The following is an 18,649-nucleotide window of genomic DNA, read 5'->3' as shown; positions in this document are numbered from 1 at the left end:
GATGGCATTGATACCCGTCGCCATTGGCTTGGCCGGCAGCATGATGCAGGCCCAGGGCCAGAAGCAAAACGCCCAGTTCCAGTCTGGAATGATGGAACAGAACGCCGCGTTCAAGCGACAAACCGCTGACGAAACGATCAACGCCGGCAACACTTCGGCGGATTGGCAGCGCGTGCGCGCCGGCCAGGCAGTCGGCACACAGCGCAGCGTGCAGGCCGCCAACGGGATCGACGTGAACAGCGGCAGTTCGGCCCAGCTGCAGGACGACACCGCCATGCTCGGCGAGCTGGACGCGCTGACGATCCAGAACAACGCCGCCCGCGAAGCATACGGCTATCGCGTGCAGGCCAAGCAAGACTTGCTCAATGCCAACCAGACCGTGCAGAACGGCAAGACCGCCGCCATGGGCTCAATCCTCGGCGGCATCGGCGGTGCATTCGGTTCGTTCGCGGGGGCTCGCTAATGCCACGGGTACCGACATACGACACGGCGCAGGTCCAGCAGCAGCCAACCCGGCCCATTCAATTGCAGGGCGTGGCGCCTGATACCACCTCGATTGCCCAGGGCTTGCAGAGCTTTCAGCGTGGCGCGGAAATCTTGGCCAACAAGTCCAGGGAGCAGGCCGATACCGCCTCGATCATGGATGCTGATCGCAAGCTGACCGAGTGGCAGCAGAACACCATGTTCAACCCGGAAGGCGGCGTATACACGCGCAAGGGCGGGGCTGCGCTTGATATCACCAACCAAACGCTGGGCCAGTTCGAAGAGGCCCAGGCCAAGATCGCCGAAACCCTGACCAGCGAGCAGCAGAAAGCGCGCTATGCGCAGATTGTCGCCAGCCGCCGTAACTCACTGTCCAACGAACTGAACAAATACGAGTTCGCCCAACGGGAACAGCATTACGACGACACGGCCGAAGGGCAGCGCCGGAGTGCTATCCAGGGCGCCGCCCTGTACGCCAACGACCCGCAACAGCTCGCCTACTACCAAGCCAAGATGAATGTAGTTGAAGGGTCTGAGGCGCAGCGCAAGGGCCTTCCACCCGAGCTTGCCGAACAGAAACGCCTGGAGGCGAATACCCGACTTAATGCAGCAGTGATTGAACAACTGGCTGCGCGTGACCCGATGAAGGCAAAGCAGTACTTCATGGATAACGCTGTCAGCATGACCGCCGACGCTCAACTCAAGGCAGCCTCGATGCTCAAGCCGCTTATTGATCGACAGGTTGGCGTCAACGTGGGCAGCCAGGCCGTGCAGGATGTCAGCAGCCAGGACAACAGGGTGTTCGCCTCAATCCTGCAGGCTGAAAGCGGCGGTAAGCAGTTCGACCGCAACGGCCAGCCGATGACGTCCAGCCGTGGCGCCATTGGTACCGCTCAGATCATGCCCAGCACTGGGCCAGAAGCGGCAAAGCTTGCCGGTGTTGAATGGGATGAAAACCGCTTTCGCAATGATCCGGACTACAACCGTCAGCTCGGCCAGGCCTATTTCCAGAAGCTGACCAACGATTTCAAGTCACCAGCGCTGGCCGTGGCTGCCTACAACGCTGGCCCAGGCATGGTTAACGATTGGATCAACGGCACCAACACCACCGGCAAGAACGCAAGCAAGCTCAAGCTGGGTGACCCGCGCACCGGTGAAATAAGCCAGGCCGAGTTCCTGGACAGGATCCCGTTCAAAGAAACCCGCGAATACACTGAAAAGGTGCTGGGCAAGGCATTGCAGACTCACGAACCAAGCTTTGGCCAGGTAGCACAGGCCATTGATGCGCGTGACGATCTGACCGCCGACCAGAAATCAATCGCTCTGAAAGCCGCAAAGCAGCGCATCGACTGGCAAGCCGAACAGCGTAAGCAACAGGACGCGCAAAACCTGGAATCTGCATGGGATGTGGTTTTGCAGGGCAATAGCTGGGACACGATCCCCGCCGCCACCTGGGCCGCGCTGCCCGCCGAAGGCCGCAAGCAGATCATGGATTACAAGCCAGGCCGCCCAACAGACCAAGAGGTCTATTACCGGGCCCGCGATGAGATTGTCAGCGGCAACGAGCTGAATCTATTGGGGATGCGCGCCAAGCTTTCTGATTCCGACTTCCAGGAATTGACGAAACTCCAGCAGGATCGGCGCGAGAAAGGTGCCGAGGTCACATCGTCCATTGGCAGCAATGACGATATTTTCAAGGAAGCCCTGCGCAATGCCGGTATTGACCCCAATGCAAAGGCCGGGAAGTCAGACGCCAAGTCTGTGGCCGCTGCCCGCCGGTACGTCGACACGCAGATCCGCGCCCTGGAACAGGACCAGGGCAAGAAGGCCACCCCCGACCAGGTGCAGAAGGTCGTAGACCGGGCATTCATCCAGGGTGATGTGCCTGGCTCCGGCTTCATGGGGATGTTCTCGTCCAAGAAGCGAGCCTTCGAACGTGAGCCCGGCGATCAGGTGATTGTCCGGGACATCAAGCAAATTCCAGCAGACGAACACCAGCAGATCGTCGAAGCGCTCAAGCGCCATGGCCGCGTGCCCAATGACGCCGACATCTTGAAACTGTTCAATGAGGCCAATCAATGAATCGCTACGACGAAATTCTCACCAGCACCGGTGAGCAGGCCGCCGCCGAGCCCAACAAATACGACGCAGTGATTCAGCGCCAGCGCGACCTGCCGAACCCGCGCAACACCTTGAGCTATGTCGCTGACACCAACCCCGACGAGCAGGCGAACATCCAGCGCCTGGCAGAACTGACCGGGCTGGCGCCGGAAATGGTCTCGCGCAACCGCCCGGAGATTGAGTGCAAGGCAAAGCTCGACGCCGTGGACTACGACGCGCTATTGAGCCGTGCGCCGGTCACCAACCAGTTTTTGACTGACCCGAATAACGCAGGCGTGGCCCATGACGATATCGACGGTCTGTCGAACGTTGAGGGGGCTTTCGACAGCTTCGTCAAAGAGTCGGGTCAGCAGCACTCCACCGGCACCTTGGATGCGCTTTCCCGTGGGGTTGGGCAGCTCGGATTGATCGGCGAGGCCGGCGCTAACCTGCTTGACCGGTCTCTTTCCTCGGTCGGCGGGTTCTTCGTCAACATGCTGGCCCCGCAAAGCGCGCTTGATCGCAACGGTACGGATGAGCCGAACTACACCGGACAGACTGACAACAACGTCGTCAGCGCTGTTGAGGGCTACATGGCTATGCCTCGGGACCAGCGCATTGCCTTCGCTGGCCAGGTGTTTGATCAGGCGCGCTCTGGTGGTGCTGGCTTTGGTAGTGCGGCGGCGGACACCGGCATGTACGCACTGCGCAACCCAGGGCTCATTGGTAGCGCGCTGACTGAGGCATTGCCAAGCCTGGTGGCCGGCGGTGGGTTAGGTGGGCTTGCGGCGCAACCGGTAAAGAACTTTGCTGTCAGCCGGTTGGCCAGCACCTTCGCCCAGCGCGCCGCAGAGAAAGCCATTGTGGTGGGTGGCGTGAACTTCGGCGCCGGCGTTGCTGGTGGTGCGGGTGAAAACCTGGCCGAAGGCTTCAAGAAAACCGGCGATATCGACCAGTCCTACGCATACAGCCTCAAGCGCACGTTGGCCGAAGCCTCTGTAAACGCCCTGGGCGGGATGCTACCCATTCCATTTGCTGGGCGCGGCATTGGCGGAAAGCTGGGAAACGTCGCCGCCGAAGGTTCGGCACAGGCCGTAGGTGGTGCAGGTGGTGCAGCAGCGGGCGCTGCCGCCGTGGGCGAAGAGGCGAGCGGGGGAGAGATGTTCTTGAATGCCGCCCTGGGCCTGGCCACCGCACCGGTTGACGTGGCGATTGCCGGCGCCAGCTCTGGCCGGCGGTACTGGCAGATCGAACAAGATCTGGCCGCAGTCCAGCGCCTGGGCGATATGGCGAAAAGCTCCAAGATGTTCCAGCGCTCGCCACAGCGCGCCGAGGCTTTGATTGCGCGCTTGAAGGAGCAGGCCGGCGGGAACGTGGAAAACATCCTGGTCCCGGCTGAACAGTTCCAGCGTTACTTTCAGGAAAACAACCTTGACCCTGAGCAGTTCGCCACGGCGGCCACCGGTAACTCTGGGGCCCTGGGTGAGGCCCTGACCCTGGGCGGCGATATCTCTATCCCGCTGGAAAAGTGGGCCTCCGTTATCGCGAAGGATGGTCACCACCGGGGGCTGGAGCAAGAAATGCGCGCCACCCCGGACGCAATGACTCTGCGCGAGCTGGCCGAATTCCAGCAGCGTGTTCCGGAAGAGCTGGACCGCCTGCGCGACCGCGTTGAACAGGACACTGCTGCAGCTTCAGACCGACGCGTATTTGAGGACGTGCGCGGGCAGTTGCTGGGCATTGGTCGGGAAGCGCAGACCGCCGACCGTGAGGCATCTTTGTATCAATCGGCGTTCCGGTCCCTGGGCGAGCGTTCCGGCATTGATCCCTACGACCTATTCAATCATTACCAGTTGCGTGTGGGCCGGGACATTCCTGAGGTTCTACGCAGTCCGGCAAGCGCTGATCAGTTGGATTTGATGCTGGACCGGCTGCGAACTGGGGATATCCCGGACGACGCCACAGTCAACGGCCCGTCGCTGATCGACTTCATCCGTGAGCGCGGCGGCATCGATGACGAAGGTGGCGAGCTGGCCGCCCGTGATGCTGATGTGGGGCGCCGTGGGTTTAACCGCATTGCCAGGAAGGGCGGGCGCAGCCTCGACGATATGGCGACCCAGGCCGCCGAGGCCGGCTACTTTGGCAATGTCCCCACCGCCACTCCCGATATGTTGCTGGCATCGCTCGACAAGGAATTGCGCGGCCAGCGCCAGTCAGCGCCCGGTAACGTCAATCAGGAACAGTTAAACACCCGGGCAACCCTGGATGACCTGCAGCGCGCTATAGATCAATCTGGCCTCGACCTGAATGCACTGGATAACGCGGCTGTGCGCAAGGCATTGCTGGGTGATGATGCCGTTCGGTTTGATCAGGCCGAAGACGGTGCCCGTGGGTTTATCCAGTTCGGCGCCGACCGAAAGTTCAATATCAAGCTGACCGACAAGGCCAACCTGTCCACATTCCTGCATGAAACTGGGCACTTTTACCTGGAAGTGATGGGCGATCTGGCAGCACGCGCCGATGTGCCGGACCAGGTAAAGCAGGATTATCAGACGGTCCTTGATTGGTTTGGTGTGAAGGATCGATCCGGCGTTAAGGTCGATCAGCACGAACAGTTTGCCCGTGGCTTTGAGGCATATCTGCGCGAAGGCAAGGCGCCCAGCGCTGCATTGCAGTCGGCCTTTTCCCGATTTAAGGCCTGGTTAACCCAAATCTACCGGGATGCGAGCCGCCTTAACGTTCAGCTCAATGACGACGTGCGCCGGGTGTTCGACCGACTGCTGGCCACCGATGACGAAATCGCCGTAGCCCAGGCCCCGTACCGCAGCCTGTTCACTGACGCGCAAACGGCCGGCATGTCGCCCGCCGAGTTCGACGCCTACCGCTCCACCGCCGACAAGGCTGGCCAGGCCGCCGAGGAACGACTTACTGCCGAAGCCCTGCATGAGCTGACCCGCGAGCAGCAGAAGTGGTGGAAGGAAGCCCGCGGCGTTATGCAGGAAGCGGTGACCAAAGAAGTCGATGCACAGCCGGTGTACCGCGTTCAGGATCTGTTGCGCAAAGGGTTGCAAACCGATGGCACCGTGGGCGAGCCGGTCAAGCTGTCCCGTGGCCCGCTGATGGAGCGTTACGGTAAGCCGGTTGTGTCCCGCCTGCGCGGCATGACCAGCGAAGATGGGATTCATCCCGATATCGTCGCCGAGCAGTTCGGTTACGGCTCGGGCGATGAAATGGTTCAGGCCCTGGTGGGCGCTCGTGGCCGCAAAGAACTGATCCAGGCCGAAACCGAAGCCAGGATGCGCGCCGAGTATGGCGACATGCTTAACGATGGCTCGCTGGCTGACCGCGCCGTTGATGCGGTGCACAACGATGACCGGGCCCAGGTGGTCCGGGAAGAGCTGCGCGCCATTGACCGCCTGCGCCGCCAGGTGGAGAAAGTCCAGCGGGCACAGGATGGCAATTCCCGCGCCTTGCGCGAAGACGCCTACAGCGCAATCCCATCTTTGAAAGATATCCGTGCTGTGTCCAAGCAGGTGATCGCTGACAAGGTGGTGCGCGATATTCAGCCACATCTGTACTTGAACGCTGAACGCAAGGCCAACCGTGACGCCTTCAACTTCGCCACCAAAAACCGCTGGCAGGAAGCCGCCGAGGCCAAGCAGCGCGAGCTGTTGAACCACTACCTGTACCGGGAAGCAACCGCCGCCCGCAAGGAAGAGGAAAAGATTTACACCTTCATGCGCCGCTTCGAAAAACCTTCGACGCGTGAACGCATCGGTAAGGCCGGCGCCAGCTATCTGGAGCAGATCGAGGGCCTGCTTGATCAGTATGAGTTCCGCAAGGTCAGCGGTCCGCAGGTAGAGCGCCGTCGTAGCTTGGCCCAGTTCGTCAGCGAGCAGGAAGCCGCCGGCAACGTCGTGACCGTTCCCCAGCACCTGATTGAACAGAGCGCCCGGGTCAACTACCGAGACCTGACCTTTGAAGAGCTGAACGGCGTGCGTGATGCCGTGGTGAACATCGAGCACCTGGCCAAGCTGAAAAACAAACTGCTGAACAGCAAGTACAAGCGCGACTACGAGCAGGCCCGCAGTGAGTTGATCGCCTCCCTCAATGTCAACGTTCCTGTCGATGCGCGCAAGGTCGCCACCTCCGAAAGTAGCGAAACCACCGCCGACAAGGCTTTTGGTGAACTGGCTGGGCTCGATGCTTCGCTGACCCGTATGGAAAACGTGATCAACCGTCTGGACGGCAAGAATACCAGCGGCCCCTGGCATGAACTGGTATGGAATCCGCTGGCAGAAGCCCAGGCCAACGAGCGCACACTGTTCAAGAACGGCATTCGATCCATTGTTGAGCGCTTCGCCGGCATGGATTCCAAGCGCCTGGCCGACCGCTTCTATATAGCTAGCGCTGGGAAGTCGTTCAACCGCCGTGAAATCCTGATGCACGCGCTCAACACCGGCAACGAGTCGAACCGTACCAAGCTACTCAAGGGCAACAAGCTGAATGACGTGGACCTGGCCGACATGCTCGGGCGCCTGGACAAACAGGACTGGGACCTGGTGCAGTCGGTGTGGGATTCGTTCGACAATCTCTGGCCGGATATCGCGGCGATGTACAAACGCCTTTCTGGTGTAGCGCCACCGCGTATCGAACCAAAGCCAGTCAGTACCGCGTTTGGCGAATACCGTGGCGGCTACTTCCCGATCATGTACGACCGCAAGCGGGCAGGTGCGCCGCCGGCGGCAGTGGGTGGCGAGTTGTTCAACGAGGGTTTCGAGGGGGCGCTGCCGTCCAACGGGTTCACCAATCAGCGTAATGACAACGCCAGCGGCCCGCTGTTGTTGGACTTGAGCGCCATTCCACAACGCCTGGCCCAGCACGTTCACGACCTGACGCACCGCGAGGCATTGCAGGACGCCCACCGGTTGACCAAAGACCCGCAGATAAGGGCGGTGCTGATCGACAAGCTGGGGCCGCGTGGCGCGGATTCGTTCCTGCCGTGGTTGAAGGCGATAGCCAATGACCGCAATCCACCAGAAACCGGCAACTTCAACCGGTTCCTCGACGCGGCCAGAACGAATACATCCATTGTGGGCCTGGGCCTTTCAAGTACGACACTACTGGCTCAAGTAGGTGGTTTGATTCCGGGGCTGCTGTACGTGAAGCCCCAGCTGCTTGCAAAAAGCCTGCTCGATGGCATCCGTTCCCCTGTTGAAACGTACCGGATGATCACCGACGCATCCCCGGCAATGCGCCTGCGCTGGGATACCGAGGACGGCCGACTGGCTTCCAGCATGGCCGACCTGATCGGCAAGAACGCCTTTTTCCGCAAGCGTGACGACCTGGTGCGGTTCTCGTTCAACCTGCTGGGTTACCTAGACCGTGGAATTTCCGGCGCGATCTGGATGGCCAGCTACCGCGAAGGACTGGCGGCTGGCAAAGATGCAGCGGCGGCGGCGCTCGATGGCGACAAGGCTGTGCGCCTATCGCAGGGCGGTACTGGGGCAATGGATATCGCGGCCATCCAGCGCAAGGACCAGGGCGCCGCCATGCGCCTGCTGACGATGTTCTACACGCCGTTCAGCGCCTACTACAACCAGAACCGAGACCTGGCCTTTGAGGCCAAGCAGGGTTCGCGCACGGTGGCCAGCGCGGCCGCTGCCATGCTGGCCGTGGCGTTCTTCCAGGGCGTGGTGGGCGATCTACTCACAGGCAAGGGCCCCGACGAAGACGAGAACACCGCAGCCTGGATGGCAAAAAGCACGCTCGGGTTTGGTGTGTCCGGCTTCCCCGTGATCCGTGACACCCTCGGGGCTGCGCTCAGTGGTCACGCTGGCTCCCTGTCTCCAGCCTGGCAGGCGATCAACGCCGGCCGCCAGGCTGCCGGGGCTGTTACCGGCCTGGCAACTGGTGACAAGGAAGCGGGGGCCGCCGCTAAGTCGATTGTGACCGCCGGCGGTTACCTGCTGGGCGTACCTACCAAACCCTTAACCCGCCAGGGCTCATATCTCTACAACGTCGCCGTGGGCGAGGAAACGCCAGAAGACGCGGCCGATTTCATCAAAGCCCTGTTGCACGGCGCCCCGAAGAAATAACAACGCAACACCCCATCGAATCCCGCCATTGAGCGGGATTTTTTTTGCCCCCAGGAAAGGAGTCACAACCGTGACCGTCAGCACAATCGGCAGCATTGCAGAGTTCGATACCAACGGGGTAACCACCAACTACCCGTTCTATTTCAAGTTCCTGGCCAACGAGGACCTGATTGTTACCTATATAGATCCGGCCGGGACTAGCACAGTTCTGACACTGGGCACGCATTACACCGTAAATGGTGCGGGTAATGATCTGGGCGGTAGCATCGTCACCACCACCGCCCTGGCAGGACCTGGCCAACTGGTGGTCGCCAGGGAGATGGAAGCCTTCCAGCAGACAAGCCTGCGCAACCAAGGCAAGTTCCTGGCTGAAACGCATGAGGATGTGTTTGACCGGCTGACGATGCTTATTCAGCAGGGCTTTTCTCTGTTTTCTCGGGCATTGAAGCGGCCGTACGGAAGAGATTACTTTTTTGCTGAGAATCGCCGAATCAAAAACGTCCTCGATCCTATTGATCCTCAGGACGCGGCGACTTCAATTTGGGTCAGCCGGTTTGTCGCTGGGGTGGTGGGAGCTATCACTGGACCAATTAACAATGCGCTAAACATTTTCTACCGCGCGCCCAATGGCACGTCGCGCGTAGTGCAGGATATTGCGGTCGCTGACGGCACAACTCTAGTGGGGCGAGGCTCTGGCACCCTGGAAGACTTCCTGCTGACCCTAGCGCTCAAGTCTGAACTGGAATCAACATTTGAAGTGGGTCGTGCAGACTTGCCCCTTGATCGGGTGCTTGATTCCACCGATTACAACTCGTTGAATTTCTGTGCGGCTGCTGCCGGGAAGATCCGAAGCATTCCGTTGGAAGCAAGCGTGTCCTGGAAGGCTAATACTGAGGTTGGCTTCTTCAATGATAGTGATGCTGTGTTGCGTATTGCGCCAATAGCCGGTGTATCGATCATCACGCCAGTTGGGAAAGTGGCGAAGGTCACAGCTCGTGGCCGGGCTAATATCCGTCGCATCACGGCAAATCGTTGGCATATCACAGGCGACCTTGACAGTGGAAAGCAGTACGGAGCGAATTTTGCATTTGGTGACTCTATTACTTTCGGCATTGGCTCGACGCCGGTTGGTGGCATTTATGTAAACGGCTACGTGCGTAACCTTGCGACGTATCAAGGACGCATAGTTACTATCAGTGCGGTTGCCGCCTCTATGGTCTATGACCAGGCAGCGGTGATGTTCGCATTCACCATAGATTCAACTTTCACCACCTCATTGATGATTGGCACCAACGACAACCGTGTCTACCTAGATGATGCGTATCGCAAAGACTGCTTTGCGACAGGTCACTTAGCCTGCCTATCGTGGCTGGCCGTGCCTGATACATTGAAGGTGTTCCCAAACAATGCGGCATGCACCTACACCGGATCCTGGGGAACCTCTTCCTATGGGAAGATCTTCACAAGATTCACAACAACCGTTGGAGCAACTGTAACCGTCCCTTTTAGCGGGCCAGTGGTGTATCTCAATATCCTGCGAACGGATGGTAATGTTGCGACTGGAGAAGTCAGGGTTGATGGAGTTTTGCGCTCTACGGTTAACTTTGCCGGCCCTGGCACCGGGACGCTTCTAAGCCCATCGCCAGCCGCCGCCGGCGCTGTCGGACCTTCTGCGTTGCGTATCGGTGGATTGTCTGATGGGCCGCACAGCCTAGAATTGAAGATTATCACCGTCGGTTCTGGAGGCTCTGCGACATTTCTAGGTATCAGCGTCCCGCCGACGTCTGGCGTGTTACCACGCGTAAATGCGATGACGATCATCCGGAGCAGTGATTCGTCTACGGACGCTCGAGTTGCCGCCTATAACGCTCTCATAGCGACCAACGTGGCAATTTTGAAGAGGGATGGACTGGATATAGCTATCTCAAATACAAACGCGGTTATCGAGCCCTCGACAGATCTTGCCGATACGCTGCATCCGAACGACCAAGGGCACAACAAGATTGCTCGCCAGGCGGCTTTGGACTTCTAGCCGCCCGACTGAGCAAGGATGCTCACCATTGATTATCTATAAACTTTTCGTATTCTTCGGCGTTGAAGTCTTTCAAGGCTATCTGCCATTCAGCCTCAACGGCTGGATCTGCATACGTGCCGTTCTCTAGCCTGGTAATGCTGGTGTCGTCGTGCTTACCCTCGAACTTCAAGCGGAAGTCTTCCTCCGCAGTCCTTGACCAATGCTTGATGGTTTCCTTTATTTTTTCGAACATGGCGTGTTGCTCCCTTGATGTGAGGGGCGATTCTATAAGCGACCGCCGGGTGTGTCAGGTTTGGGGGATGGTGTTCGTTGGCAGGACGCCGGGATACAGGGAATTTCTTGGCGAAATCCTGCAGGGAGATTTGCGGGGATTCGTTAATCTCTGTCCAGCATCGTTAGGCGTCGATTGCAGTGGGCGCCCACGTAAAGTATTGCTATGAAAGGATTTTCAGGACTCCCGCCAGCATGGGGTGCTAGGGGTCGAGTGTTCGAATCACTCCGTCCCGACCATATTATTCAATGACTTAGGCCAATGTTCACAGCATTGGCCTTTTTCATGTGCGTAACTTTTGCGTGACGTGTCGTTTTTTCACGCCTGCTTCCTCTTCAAGATTGTCAGTATCGGTCCGCGAGAATCGGTTGCTGATACCATGTTCGCAGCTTCAATCAGATGCCCGAGTTCAACGCCCGAGTAGTGACTGGTGATGCTGCCGTTCTTGTGCCCCAGAAGGGCCTTGCGGTCTTCTTCGGTTACGCCTGCTGGGCCAAGCGTGTGTTTAAGGTCATGGATACTGATGGATGCATACCCAGGGTGAGCGGGGCGAAGGTTTTCCTCCTGCCAGAGTTTCGCCGCTCTCACTCGAGCCTTCTTCCAGGCCGAGTCGTTCATGCGGTGCATCGCGGTGCCGTTGTATGGGAAAACCCATTCCTTGCTGATGCCGCGCTGCTACTCAATGATCGACCTGGCCACTCTGTTCAGCACCTCCAGCCTCTCCTCACCGTTCTTCACGCCCGAGCGCTCATGCCCAGGAAGCGATCAACGAGTTCATGGTGGTTGAATCGCACCACCACCGAGCCCTTTCCTTCGCTTGCCTCAAGCCTGATGCCGCCACCGCCGAACTGTTTCTGGCCCGAAAGCAGAACCCCAATTTTATTGAATACCTCAAGGTTACTCACCGTTTAGGCAGGGGAACGTTTCAACCTGTGTCCGCCGCTTAGACGGCATGACCTTTCTCCAGCTTGGGAATACGCCGTCGACCAGTTCCGTTTTCTCGGTAAGGTGCGATGTTTCTCCGAAAAGCTCAGGATCCTCGGTGGTTTCTACCTGGCTCGATACCAGCGAGAATTTTTCAGCGATCCAAAGCTGGGCGGGGGGGCTCATGATCTGGGCCTCGTCGAGCAGAGCAGGCTGACAATAAGCGCTTCCAAACGCTGCCGAGCAGCACTGATTCACGCGCTGGGTCAATCCAGCCGTCAGGATCGTGCATCGCACCCATGAAGTGCCCGTTGGTTGCCACGATCAGCACACCACCGGAAGGGTGCCGCTCAATGTGGACGGCATTCAGGTAGTAACGGACGTCGCCTTTAGCGGCGCAATGATGGATGGCGGCAAAGTACTTAGGGTTTACCCAGGCAATGAAGGTCATGATAAATCTCCAGTCAGACGCCGCTCTCCGGGTTACCGGATGCAGCGAGTGTGTGTTTAGGCAGATTAAGGTTCGTCTTATATCGTGCTTGATAGCGGCTTGATAGGATGTGCTGATAGGTAGGGGTGGTGAATTTATATAATGTGTATCAATACAATGATATGGGCTTTCTTTATTTCTCTAATATCATTAAGTGGTGTTGCTATAGCTGATATTGAGTTCGACGGGGTAACTCGATTTGTTCTGAATGCGAAGGATAAGCAGAAGTCGATTACAGTTGTTAATACTGGAAATGAAACTGTGCTGGCGCAGATTACTCTCGATCAAGGGAATGGTGAGCAGAATCTCCACGATCTATCAATGGCACTTTCGAGGCACTTACTTAAGCTTGTGGCGGGCGACAGGCAGTCCGTTGAGATTTTTTATCAGGGAACAGGGCTTCCTCAAGATCGCGAGTCCTATTTCCTGTTGAGCGTTACAGATATTCCTCAGATACCTGAGCAAGCCAATCTGCTGCAGGTTGCTTTGCGCCACCGCCTGAAATTTTTATTTCGCCCATTATTGTCCATGAGAGTGGAGGATGCTTTCACCAAACTGTATTGGACGCAGTTGTCCCGTTCGGAAAATGCGGGACTCAAAGCTCACAATGACTCTCCTTATTATCTGACACTCACGGATATCAGTTTATATGGCCAGCAGGGACAAATATGTGGCGGTAAGGTGGCGCACTTTATGGTTGCTCCCTTTTCTACGCTGGATGTAAATGTAATTACCTGTGTAGAGCCGGTAAGCAAAATTACCGGAGTACTTGTCACGGATGACGGGAGCGAGATATTAAAAACTATGTATGTTACCAAGCCACAATCAAGTCAGGGTGCTGAGCAATGAAAGGGATAGTAAATGCAATGGTGATTGTACTGTTTATTTTTAATGTATCTAATGCTAATGCTGGCGTGGAGGAATACAGCTGTGATGCAGGGAGCGGATCTCCTATTCAGAGTCTGGTTGTAAATGCTGTTGTCAATATTCCAAATTCGGCCGCTGCCGGAACTATTGTTTGGAGGGCGCCAGAGAGAGCAATGAATTATAATTGTTGGAGAGGGGCTGAGGCTTTCTCTACATATTATTTTTTTAATCCGAAAAATAAAAATTTTGGTTCTGAAATCGAAGTTGGAGTAACAATTAATGGTGTGGATTATCTGCCATCTTCGACAGAAAAGTATGCACATAGCTTTGCCTCAAAGATGTGTGGTAACGGCCAATCATGTGCGAATTCTTATGCGTCTTACAGAATGTCTATGTTTGTAGTGAAGAAATCTAACTCAGGGAGTACTTCAAAGACAAAAGTTATCGACATTAATAACTACATTCCTTATGAGATTGGGAAGGACAAAAATTCCTCAAATACGTCAGTTCGGATTACAGGCCTTGAGGCTAATCTACTTCCCTGTACATCAACAGTCATTATCATTCCCAACACGATAGACTTTGGTGAGATCAGGAGCACTGGTGCGACCCCGGAGCTTGAAATTCAGCGAGAGAACTTTACCCTTTCAGAGCAACGGGATTGCCAGAGCGCCTCCACCTATGGATTGAATGGTGTTCTGCGCCCGGCTGCGAACGCAAACCTATACGGCAGCATGGGTACCCTGGTTCCTAAAGACAATGACTCGGTAGGCATTAGCATCTTCGATGTTGAAAACAACACACCTGTACGCTTCAACAATGAGTTCGTCGTTATCCCCAAGGTAGGAACAATCAGTAACTCAAAGCAATTCGAGGCTCGTTTGAAGTGGCGTACCAAGGCCCCAAAAGCTGGAAGGTTCAACGCTGGCGCAGTTTTGGACGTGTACTACAAGTAGGCTCGGCGCACTCCTATGAGAGTATTTATACCGCTGTCTGGGTGTGCGTGGCGCTCAGTTGCGCGAGCCTTGTCTATCAGAAGAGCGTCATTCATCTGGACCAGGCCAGCTATGTTCGCCCGCGCTCGACTCAACATGCGCTCGGTTTCAGCCAGTTCATCTACGAGGATTGAGCACTGGTGCTGGTACATCTCAAGTGGGGTAGGGCAGCCGAGCCAATCATCGGTGTCCATGTCAACGTTCATAGCGTGAATCGCAATTACTGTATGTGCGCACAGTAATCGAGGCATGGCAGGTTTGGGGAGTGGTGTTCGTCGGCAGGACGCCTGGAGGGGAATTAATGTAGCAATATCCAGCGCTAAGTTATTGATTCTTATAGAGCTATAAGGGGGTTCTTGGAGCGGCCTAAATAGACATTATTTCTTTATATATCATAAGGTTACGATCGTTCCGTGGTCGCCTTGACATGGTGGTGGGGTAAATTTCGCACCAAATCAGGTTCACATGGCAAAATGGCAAATCATTCTGAGGGAGCTGCGCCATGACCGTCGTGAAAGCCCTGAACCTGGCATCTTACGGGTGCCAATTGCTCGCGCTTTTCCTTGCGACAAGGATCGATTTGAAAGCATTCGCGCTCGCCAAAGCGTCCTCTGAGCTGCCAGACACCGTCTACGCAGACCAATACCTGGCAGCTAAAGAGGGAAAGCAGCATTTCCCAAGCGAAGCAGAACTTGTAAGGAAGCGTCGGATTTGGCACCGCCTTGCAGGATGTTTGGCACAGGGTGTCTGCCTTAGGAGCGCGGGATTTCTCCGAATTTTTGGCACCGCAATGGTGTCACTCAGATTCGGGTTTCGATGGCCGAGGAAACTGTGCATTTGATTACCAAGAATTCGAGCCGGTTTTTGCCGCATTTGATAGTGGATTGAGCATGTCTGTGGCGAACGGCCTGGGCGCAGGCTTGATTTTCAATGGCCAGCAGGGCTGGCCATTGACTGTTCAGCGAGTCTGAGCCGGCTTTGCGTTGATTTTCACTCGTAGCAGACTGTAGGGTTTTTCCCGCAGGTCTCTGCCTCCATGAAACCCTGCTTGGCGATGCACCTGGTTAGCGATGAAGTAGAGATAGCCGTCTGGCCCTACGGACAGAGTATCCGGCCAAAGTATCCGTGGGTCGTGAACTACGGTCTGCCAGGTCCCGTCTGGGAGTCGCTTACGAATACTGTTGTCTTCGTAATCGCCAGCATAGATCGCGCCTTCAGCATCAGCCTCTAACCCATCGGACGCCCCTTTTTCACCAAGGTCCTGAACCGCCGCAGCAAGCTGATCTTCGGAAACGGTCGGATCACGCAACAGCTTTGTAGGCACTGAGTACAGGTGTCGACTGGACAGTGGGCAGAAGTATAGGGTTTGGCGATCCGCCGATAGAGCGATACCGTCAGAAGCGACGGTAAATGGTTTACTGCTACCGTCGGCATTGCGGAACATGAGCATCTGACCTTCAACCTTCGGTATGAAGTCCCGATCTGCTGAAGTCGAGGTGGCGCCATTCAGTCGACGTACAGCTTTTCCAGTAGCGATATCCATGACAATGATTGCGCCCGGCCCGTTGAGAGAAGAGTCGGTGATATAGATCACGCCCTTCTCGCCCGCGCCGAAGTCAAAACGCATATCGTTGACGTAGGTGCTAGGCAAAATGACATTGTCTGGAAAAACCAGTGTGTCGACTACTTTGTTCGTCTTCAGGTCAACCGCCACCAACTTGGCGCCGCCAGCAATCGGTGTGGAGAAGCTAGGCGAAGCTGTATCCAGGATCCATAACTTCCCTAAACCATCGGCCACGATGCTCTGAACGCTGATAAAACCTTTGCCTGGGTGCTTGGGATCTGCCTGGTTCACCTCAAGGTTGGGGTAGGGGAATACCCTATTCTCGCGTATTTCCCCGACAGTGAATGGAACCTTGTCGCCCCAGCGAGGGAAGTTGACAAAAACTCGGCCTTTTTCGCTGACGCTTACGCCCGTCGGCATGGCGTCGTGGAAGGCAAAAACCTGCTCAATTTCTCCCAGGGACTTATCTTTTGGGAGATTTTCAGGCGCGGCCGCTTGAACAGCTTGAACGCTGAGCGCTGCCATTAAGGCCAAGAAGGCCCATGAGATTGAGGTTTTGACGTGCATGAAAGATCTCCTTGCCCTCCCGTCAGGCGGACCTTAGGTGAAGGCGGATGGTGAGCGTCTTGTAAAGGTCCAGGTCACGGCGGTGGCAAAAGGTATCTGCCGCGGATCTTGGCCTCAAACCCGGTAAATGCGTTAGCACTGTTGCTGAAAGTAGAAAATATCTTGCTGCTGATTGACTTGACACCCTATGGGCGGGCTTTAAGTGATCACGCAACGACGCCTGATGAGCTCGCCGGATCAGGCAGCAGATGCATAATGGGAGCTGAAAGCGAGAACCGATATGCTTGGAACGCCGGACTTTGTTCGTCATCGTCCAAGCGTTTTGAGTGAGTGAATTACTTTTAAGGCGTTACCTTTTCCAAAAAGTGACGCCCCGAAATGGTAGTTGCGATTGCGCTTCCAGAGACTGTGTTAACGTGACTTTGAACGCCTGAGCGGTCGCCGACAGAGGCGTGTTTGGCAATATGAAGCCAATATCTCTTATTATGACCGGGTCGCACATCGGGCGATGATGGAATTTTTCCGACGCGCCAGGATAAGCAAACGCCAGCGCTGGCAAAACTGAAACGCAGTCACTTTGCTCCAATATTTCCAGAATTGAAGGTATTCGGGAGACTTCGTAGGTTGAGTGCGAAAATACTCCTCCAGTGGGGAATTGCCTATCTATCAGCCTCCGAATGCCTGATCCTTGGGCCAACGCAACCACGTCAAATGAAGCAATATCAGACCATTCAACTTTTTCTTTTTGAGCAAGTGGGTGATCAGCTCTGCATACAAAATGTAAAACGTCCTGTATTACAGGCTCAAACACGACGCCGCCATCCTCTTCAAACATCGCTGAAAATGCGAAATCAACCGCTCCAGATTTCACACGACTAATAATGCCATCTGGATCCTCATCACGAACCCTGACCACTGCCCCTGGAAATGATTTTCGAAATAATGACACTGCTCGTGGCAACAGCCGAGTGGCAACGGAAGAAAGGCATGCGACGTCAACACGCCCGTTGCGCGGGTCACTGTCTTTGGATAATTCAGTGAGCGCCTCGCCAAGCTCATTAAGTATTGCATCCACTCGGATTAAAAATCTTTGGCCAGCAGGCGTAATGCTTACAGCCCGTTTGGTTCTTACAAATAACGCCGTGCCAATTACGATTTCCATCTGACTAACCGCTTGGCTAAGTGCTGGTTGTGACATGTGCAAAGCTTCGGCGGCACGTGAAAAATTTTGAGTGCGCCCAAGGGTCCGAAAAATTTCCAGTTGTCGCAGTGTGGGAGTTATTGGCATGGCTTATTATTCTATTCAATTAATCCATTGGACGAATATAGCGCCGTTCTTTTAGGTTACACAACCCCCCGGTACTTTTGTCGGGGCGGCAAGGTAACCGGAGAAAATATGTCAGCTACAGCATTTGCGTGGCCGGATGGAAATCGCATTGCAGTCATCGTTACTGTATTACTTGAGAATTGGTCTGAAGGAAAGGCGCCGCCTTACGGTCCAATGACAACCTCACTCAAGCCGGGGACTTATGACCGTGCAGGTGTTACCTGGTCCCAATACGGCGGTAGAGAAGGCATTTGGCGATTGGTTCGAATCCTCCATGACCACGGGATCAACGCGACAGTCTGCGCCAACATCAAGTCGATTGAAATGTACCCAGAGGCGATGAAGACAGTTCTGGAGTACGGCCATGAAATTGCAGCTCATTCATATACGCAGGATAAAGTTCACGCTTATATGGAGCCTGCGGAAGAGGAGCAAAACATTCGCGACTGTAAGCGAATATTTGAAGAACAGTTGGGGCATTCTCCGTTAGGGTGGTTATCTCCTGTGGTCGCGGCAACCGATCGAACCGCAGAATTCTTGGCTCAGGAGGGGTTTCTTTGGCATGGGGATTACAATGATACCGATCTTCCTCGTATGGTTGAAACGCCCAAAGGCTCCATTGTCGGGCTGCCCCATACTGATTTCGCTGACAATCGTGTATTACGGCAGAGCCCATCGGATTATCTCAATGCCTACCAAGAAACATTTGATTATTTATATCGGCACGAGCCCGGCTCACTTATAAATCTGACGCTTCATTGCCAATTTGGTGCGCGTCCGTTAATTGCGTCGGTCTTCAATAAAATACTTCACCATTTTAAGCAGTTTCCGGATGTCTGGTATCCCCGACATGATGAGTTGGCCTCCTGGTTCAAGAGTCGCGGCTTCATCGAGGTTACCTATGCTGAGCGCTTCTTTTCTGAATAAG

At 55.7% G+C, this 18,649-nt stretch carries 11 protein-coding genes and 2 pseudogenes; 7 read left to right on the top strand and 6 right to left on the bottom strand.

Annotation, left to right across the window (positions count from 1 at the left end; translation table 11 throughout):
* Position 1: 1 nt before the first annotated feature.
* The 4 genes from TX23_RS01175 (at position 2) to TX23_RS01160 (ending at position 10,713) form a co-directional block, all read left to right on the top strand.
* Complete coding sequence (locus tag TX23_RS01175) at positions 2 to 463, top strand: hypothetical protein (protein WP_157243888.1); 462 nt, start codon at positions 2 to 4, stop codon at positions 461 to 463.
* Complete coding sequence (locus TX23_RS01170; protein ID WP_057700672.1) at positions 463 to 2,565, top strand: transglycosylase SLT domain-containing protein; 2,103 nt, start codon at positions 463 to 465, stop codon at positions 2,563 to 2,565. The genes TX23_RS01175 and TX23_RS01170 overlap by 1 nt, the downstream gene beginning before the upstream one ends.
* On the top strand, positions 2,562 to 8,681 hold the full coding sequence (locus tag TX23_RS01165; RefSeq protein ID WP_057700671.1) for a hypothetical protein: 6,120 nt from the start codon (positions 2,562 to 2,564) through the stop codon (positions 8,679 to 8,681). The genes TX23_RS01170 and TX23_RS01165 overlap by 4 nt, the downstream gene beginning before the upstream one ends.
* Positions 8,682 to 8,751: 70 nt before the next feature.
* A complete protein-coding gene (locus TX23_RS01160) occupies positions 8,752 to 10,713 on the top strand; it encodes a hypothetical protein (RefSeq protein WP_057700670.1) in 1,962 nt (653 codons plus the stop codon).
* Between the two features lie 22 nt (positions 10,714 to 10,735).
* On the opposite strand, the gene TX23_RS01155 is transcribed toward TX23_RS01160, so the two are convergent.
* The 3 genes and pseudogenes from TX23_RS01155 to TX23_RS27930 all read right to left on the bottom strand — a co-directional run bounded on the left by TX23_RS01155 (position 10,736) and on the right by TX23_RS27930 (position 12,362).
* Complete coding sequence (locus TX23_RS01155) at positions 10,736 to 10,948, bottom strand: hypothetical protein (protein WP_057700669.1); 213 nt, start codon at positions 10,946 to 10,948, stop codon at positions 10,736 to 10,738.
* 357 nt (positions 10,949 to 11,305) lie between these two features.
* A pseudogene (locus tag TX23_RS01150) lies at positions 11,306 to 11,740 on the bottom strand (tyrosine-type recombinase/integrase); the annotation flags it as partial.
* A gap of 325 nt (positions 11,741 to 12,065) precedes the next feature.
* Positions 12,066 to 12,362, bottom strand: coding sequence for a hypothetical protein (locus TX23_RS27930; protein ID WP_157243887.1), 297 nt, complete (start codon positions 12,360 to 12,362; stop codon positions 12,066 to 12,068).
* A 141-nt stretch (positions 12,363 to 12,503) separates the two neighbouring features.
* Here TX23_RS27930 and TX23_RS01140 point away from each other — a divergent pair, with 141 nt between their 5' ends.
* Both TX23_RS01140 and TX23_RS26720 read left to right on the top strand, forming a co-directional pair.
* Complete coding sequence (locus TX23_RS01140; RefSeq protein WP_082629539.1) at positions 12,504 to 13,250, top strand: fimbrial biogenesis chaperone; 747 nt, start codon at positions 12,504 to 12,506, stop codon at positions 13,248 to 13,250.
* The gene (locus TX23_RS26720) at positions 13,247 to 14,224 is read left to right on the top strand and encodes a fimbrial protein (protein ID WP_082629538.1); all 978 of its coding nucleotides are present in this window, start codon (positions 13,247 to 13,249) and stop codon (positions 14,222 to 14,224) included. Before TX23_RS01140 ends, TX23_RS26720 begins: the two co-directional genes overlap by 4 nt.
* 53 nt (positions 14,225 to 14,277) lie before the next feature.
* Here the strand turns inward: TX23_RS26720 and TX23_RS28290 are convergent.
* The 3 genes and pseudogenes from TX23_RS28290 to TX23_RS26715 all read right to left on the bottom strand — a co-directional run.
* Positions 14,278 to 14,469, bottom strand: a pseudogene (locus TX23_RS28290) (hypothetical protein); the annotation flags it as partial.
* 752 nt (positions 14,470 to 15,221) lie between these two features.
* Entirely contained in the window at positions 15,222 to 16,352 is a 1,131-nt protein-coding gene (locus tag TX23_RS01120; protein ID WP_244885937.1) for a major royal jelly family protein, read from the bottom strand.
* A 391-nt stretch (positions 16,353 to 16,743) separates the two neighbouring features.
* Entirely contained in the window at positions 16,744 to 17,682 is a 939-nt protein-coding gene (locus tag TX23_RS26715) for a LysR family transcriptional regulator (protein ID WP_082629537.1), read from the bottom strand.
* Between the two features lie 108 nt (positions 17,683 to 17,790).
* Between TX23_RS26715 and TX23_RS01115 the strand changes: the two genes are divergently transcribed.
* Positions 17,791 to 18,648, top strand: coding sequence for a polysaccharide deacetylase family protein (locus TX23_RS01115; protein WP_082629536.1), 858 nt, complete (start codon positions 17,791 to 17,793; stop codon positions 18,646 to 18,648).
* Position 18,649: the final 1 nt, after the last annotated feature.

This window comes from Pseudomonas paralactis (genome assembly GCF_001439735.1).
In the GTDB taxonomy this organism is placed as follows: Bacteria; Pseudomonadota; Gammaproteobacteria; order Pseudomonadales; family Pseudomonadaceae; genus Aquipseudomonas; species Aquipseudomonas paralactis.
The sequence above is the reverse complement of the archived record's forward strand: the minus strand, read 5'-3'. Positions and strand labels throughout refer to the sequence as shown.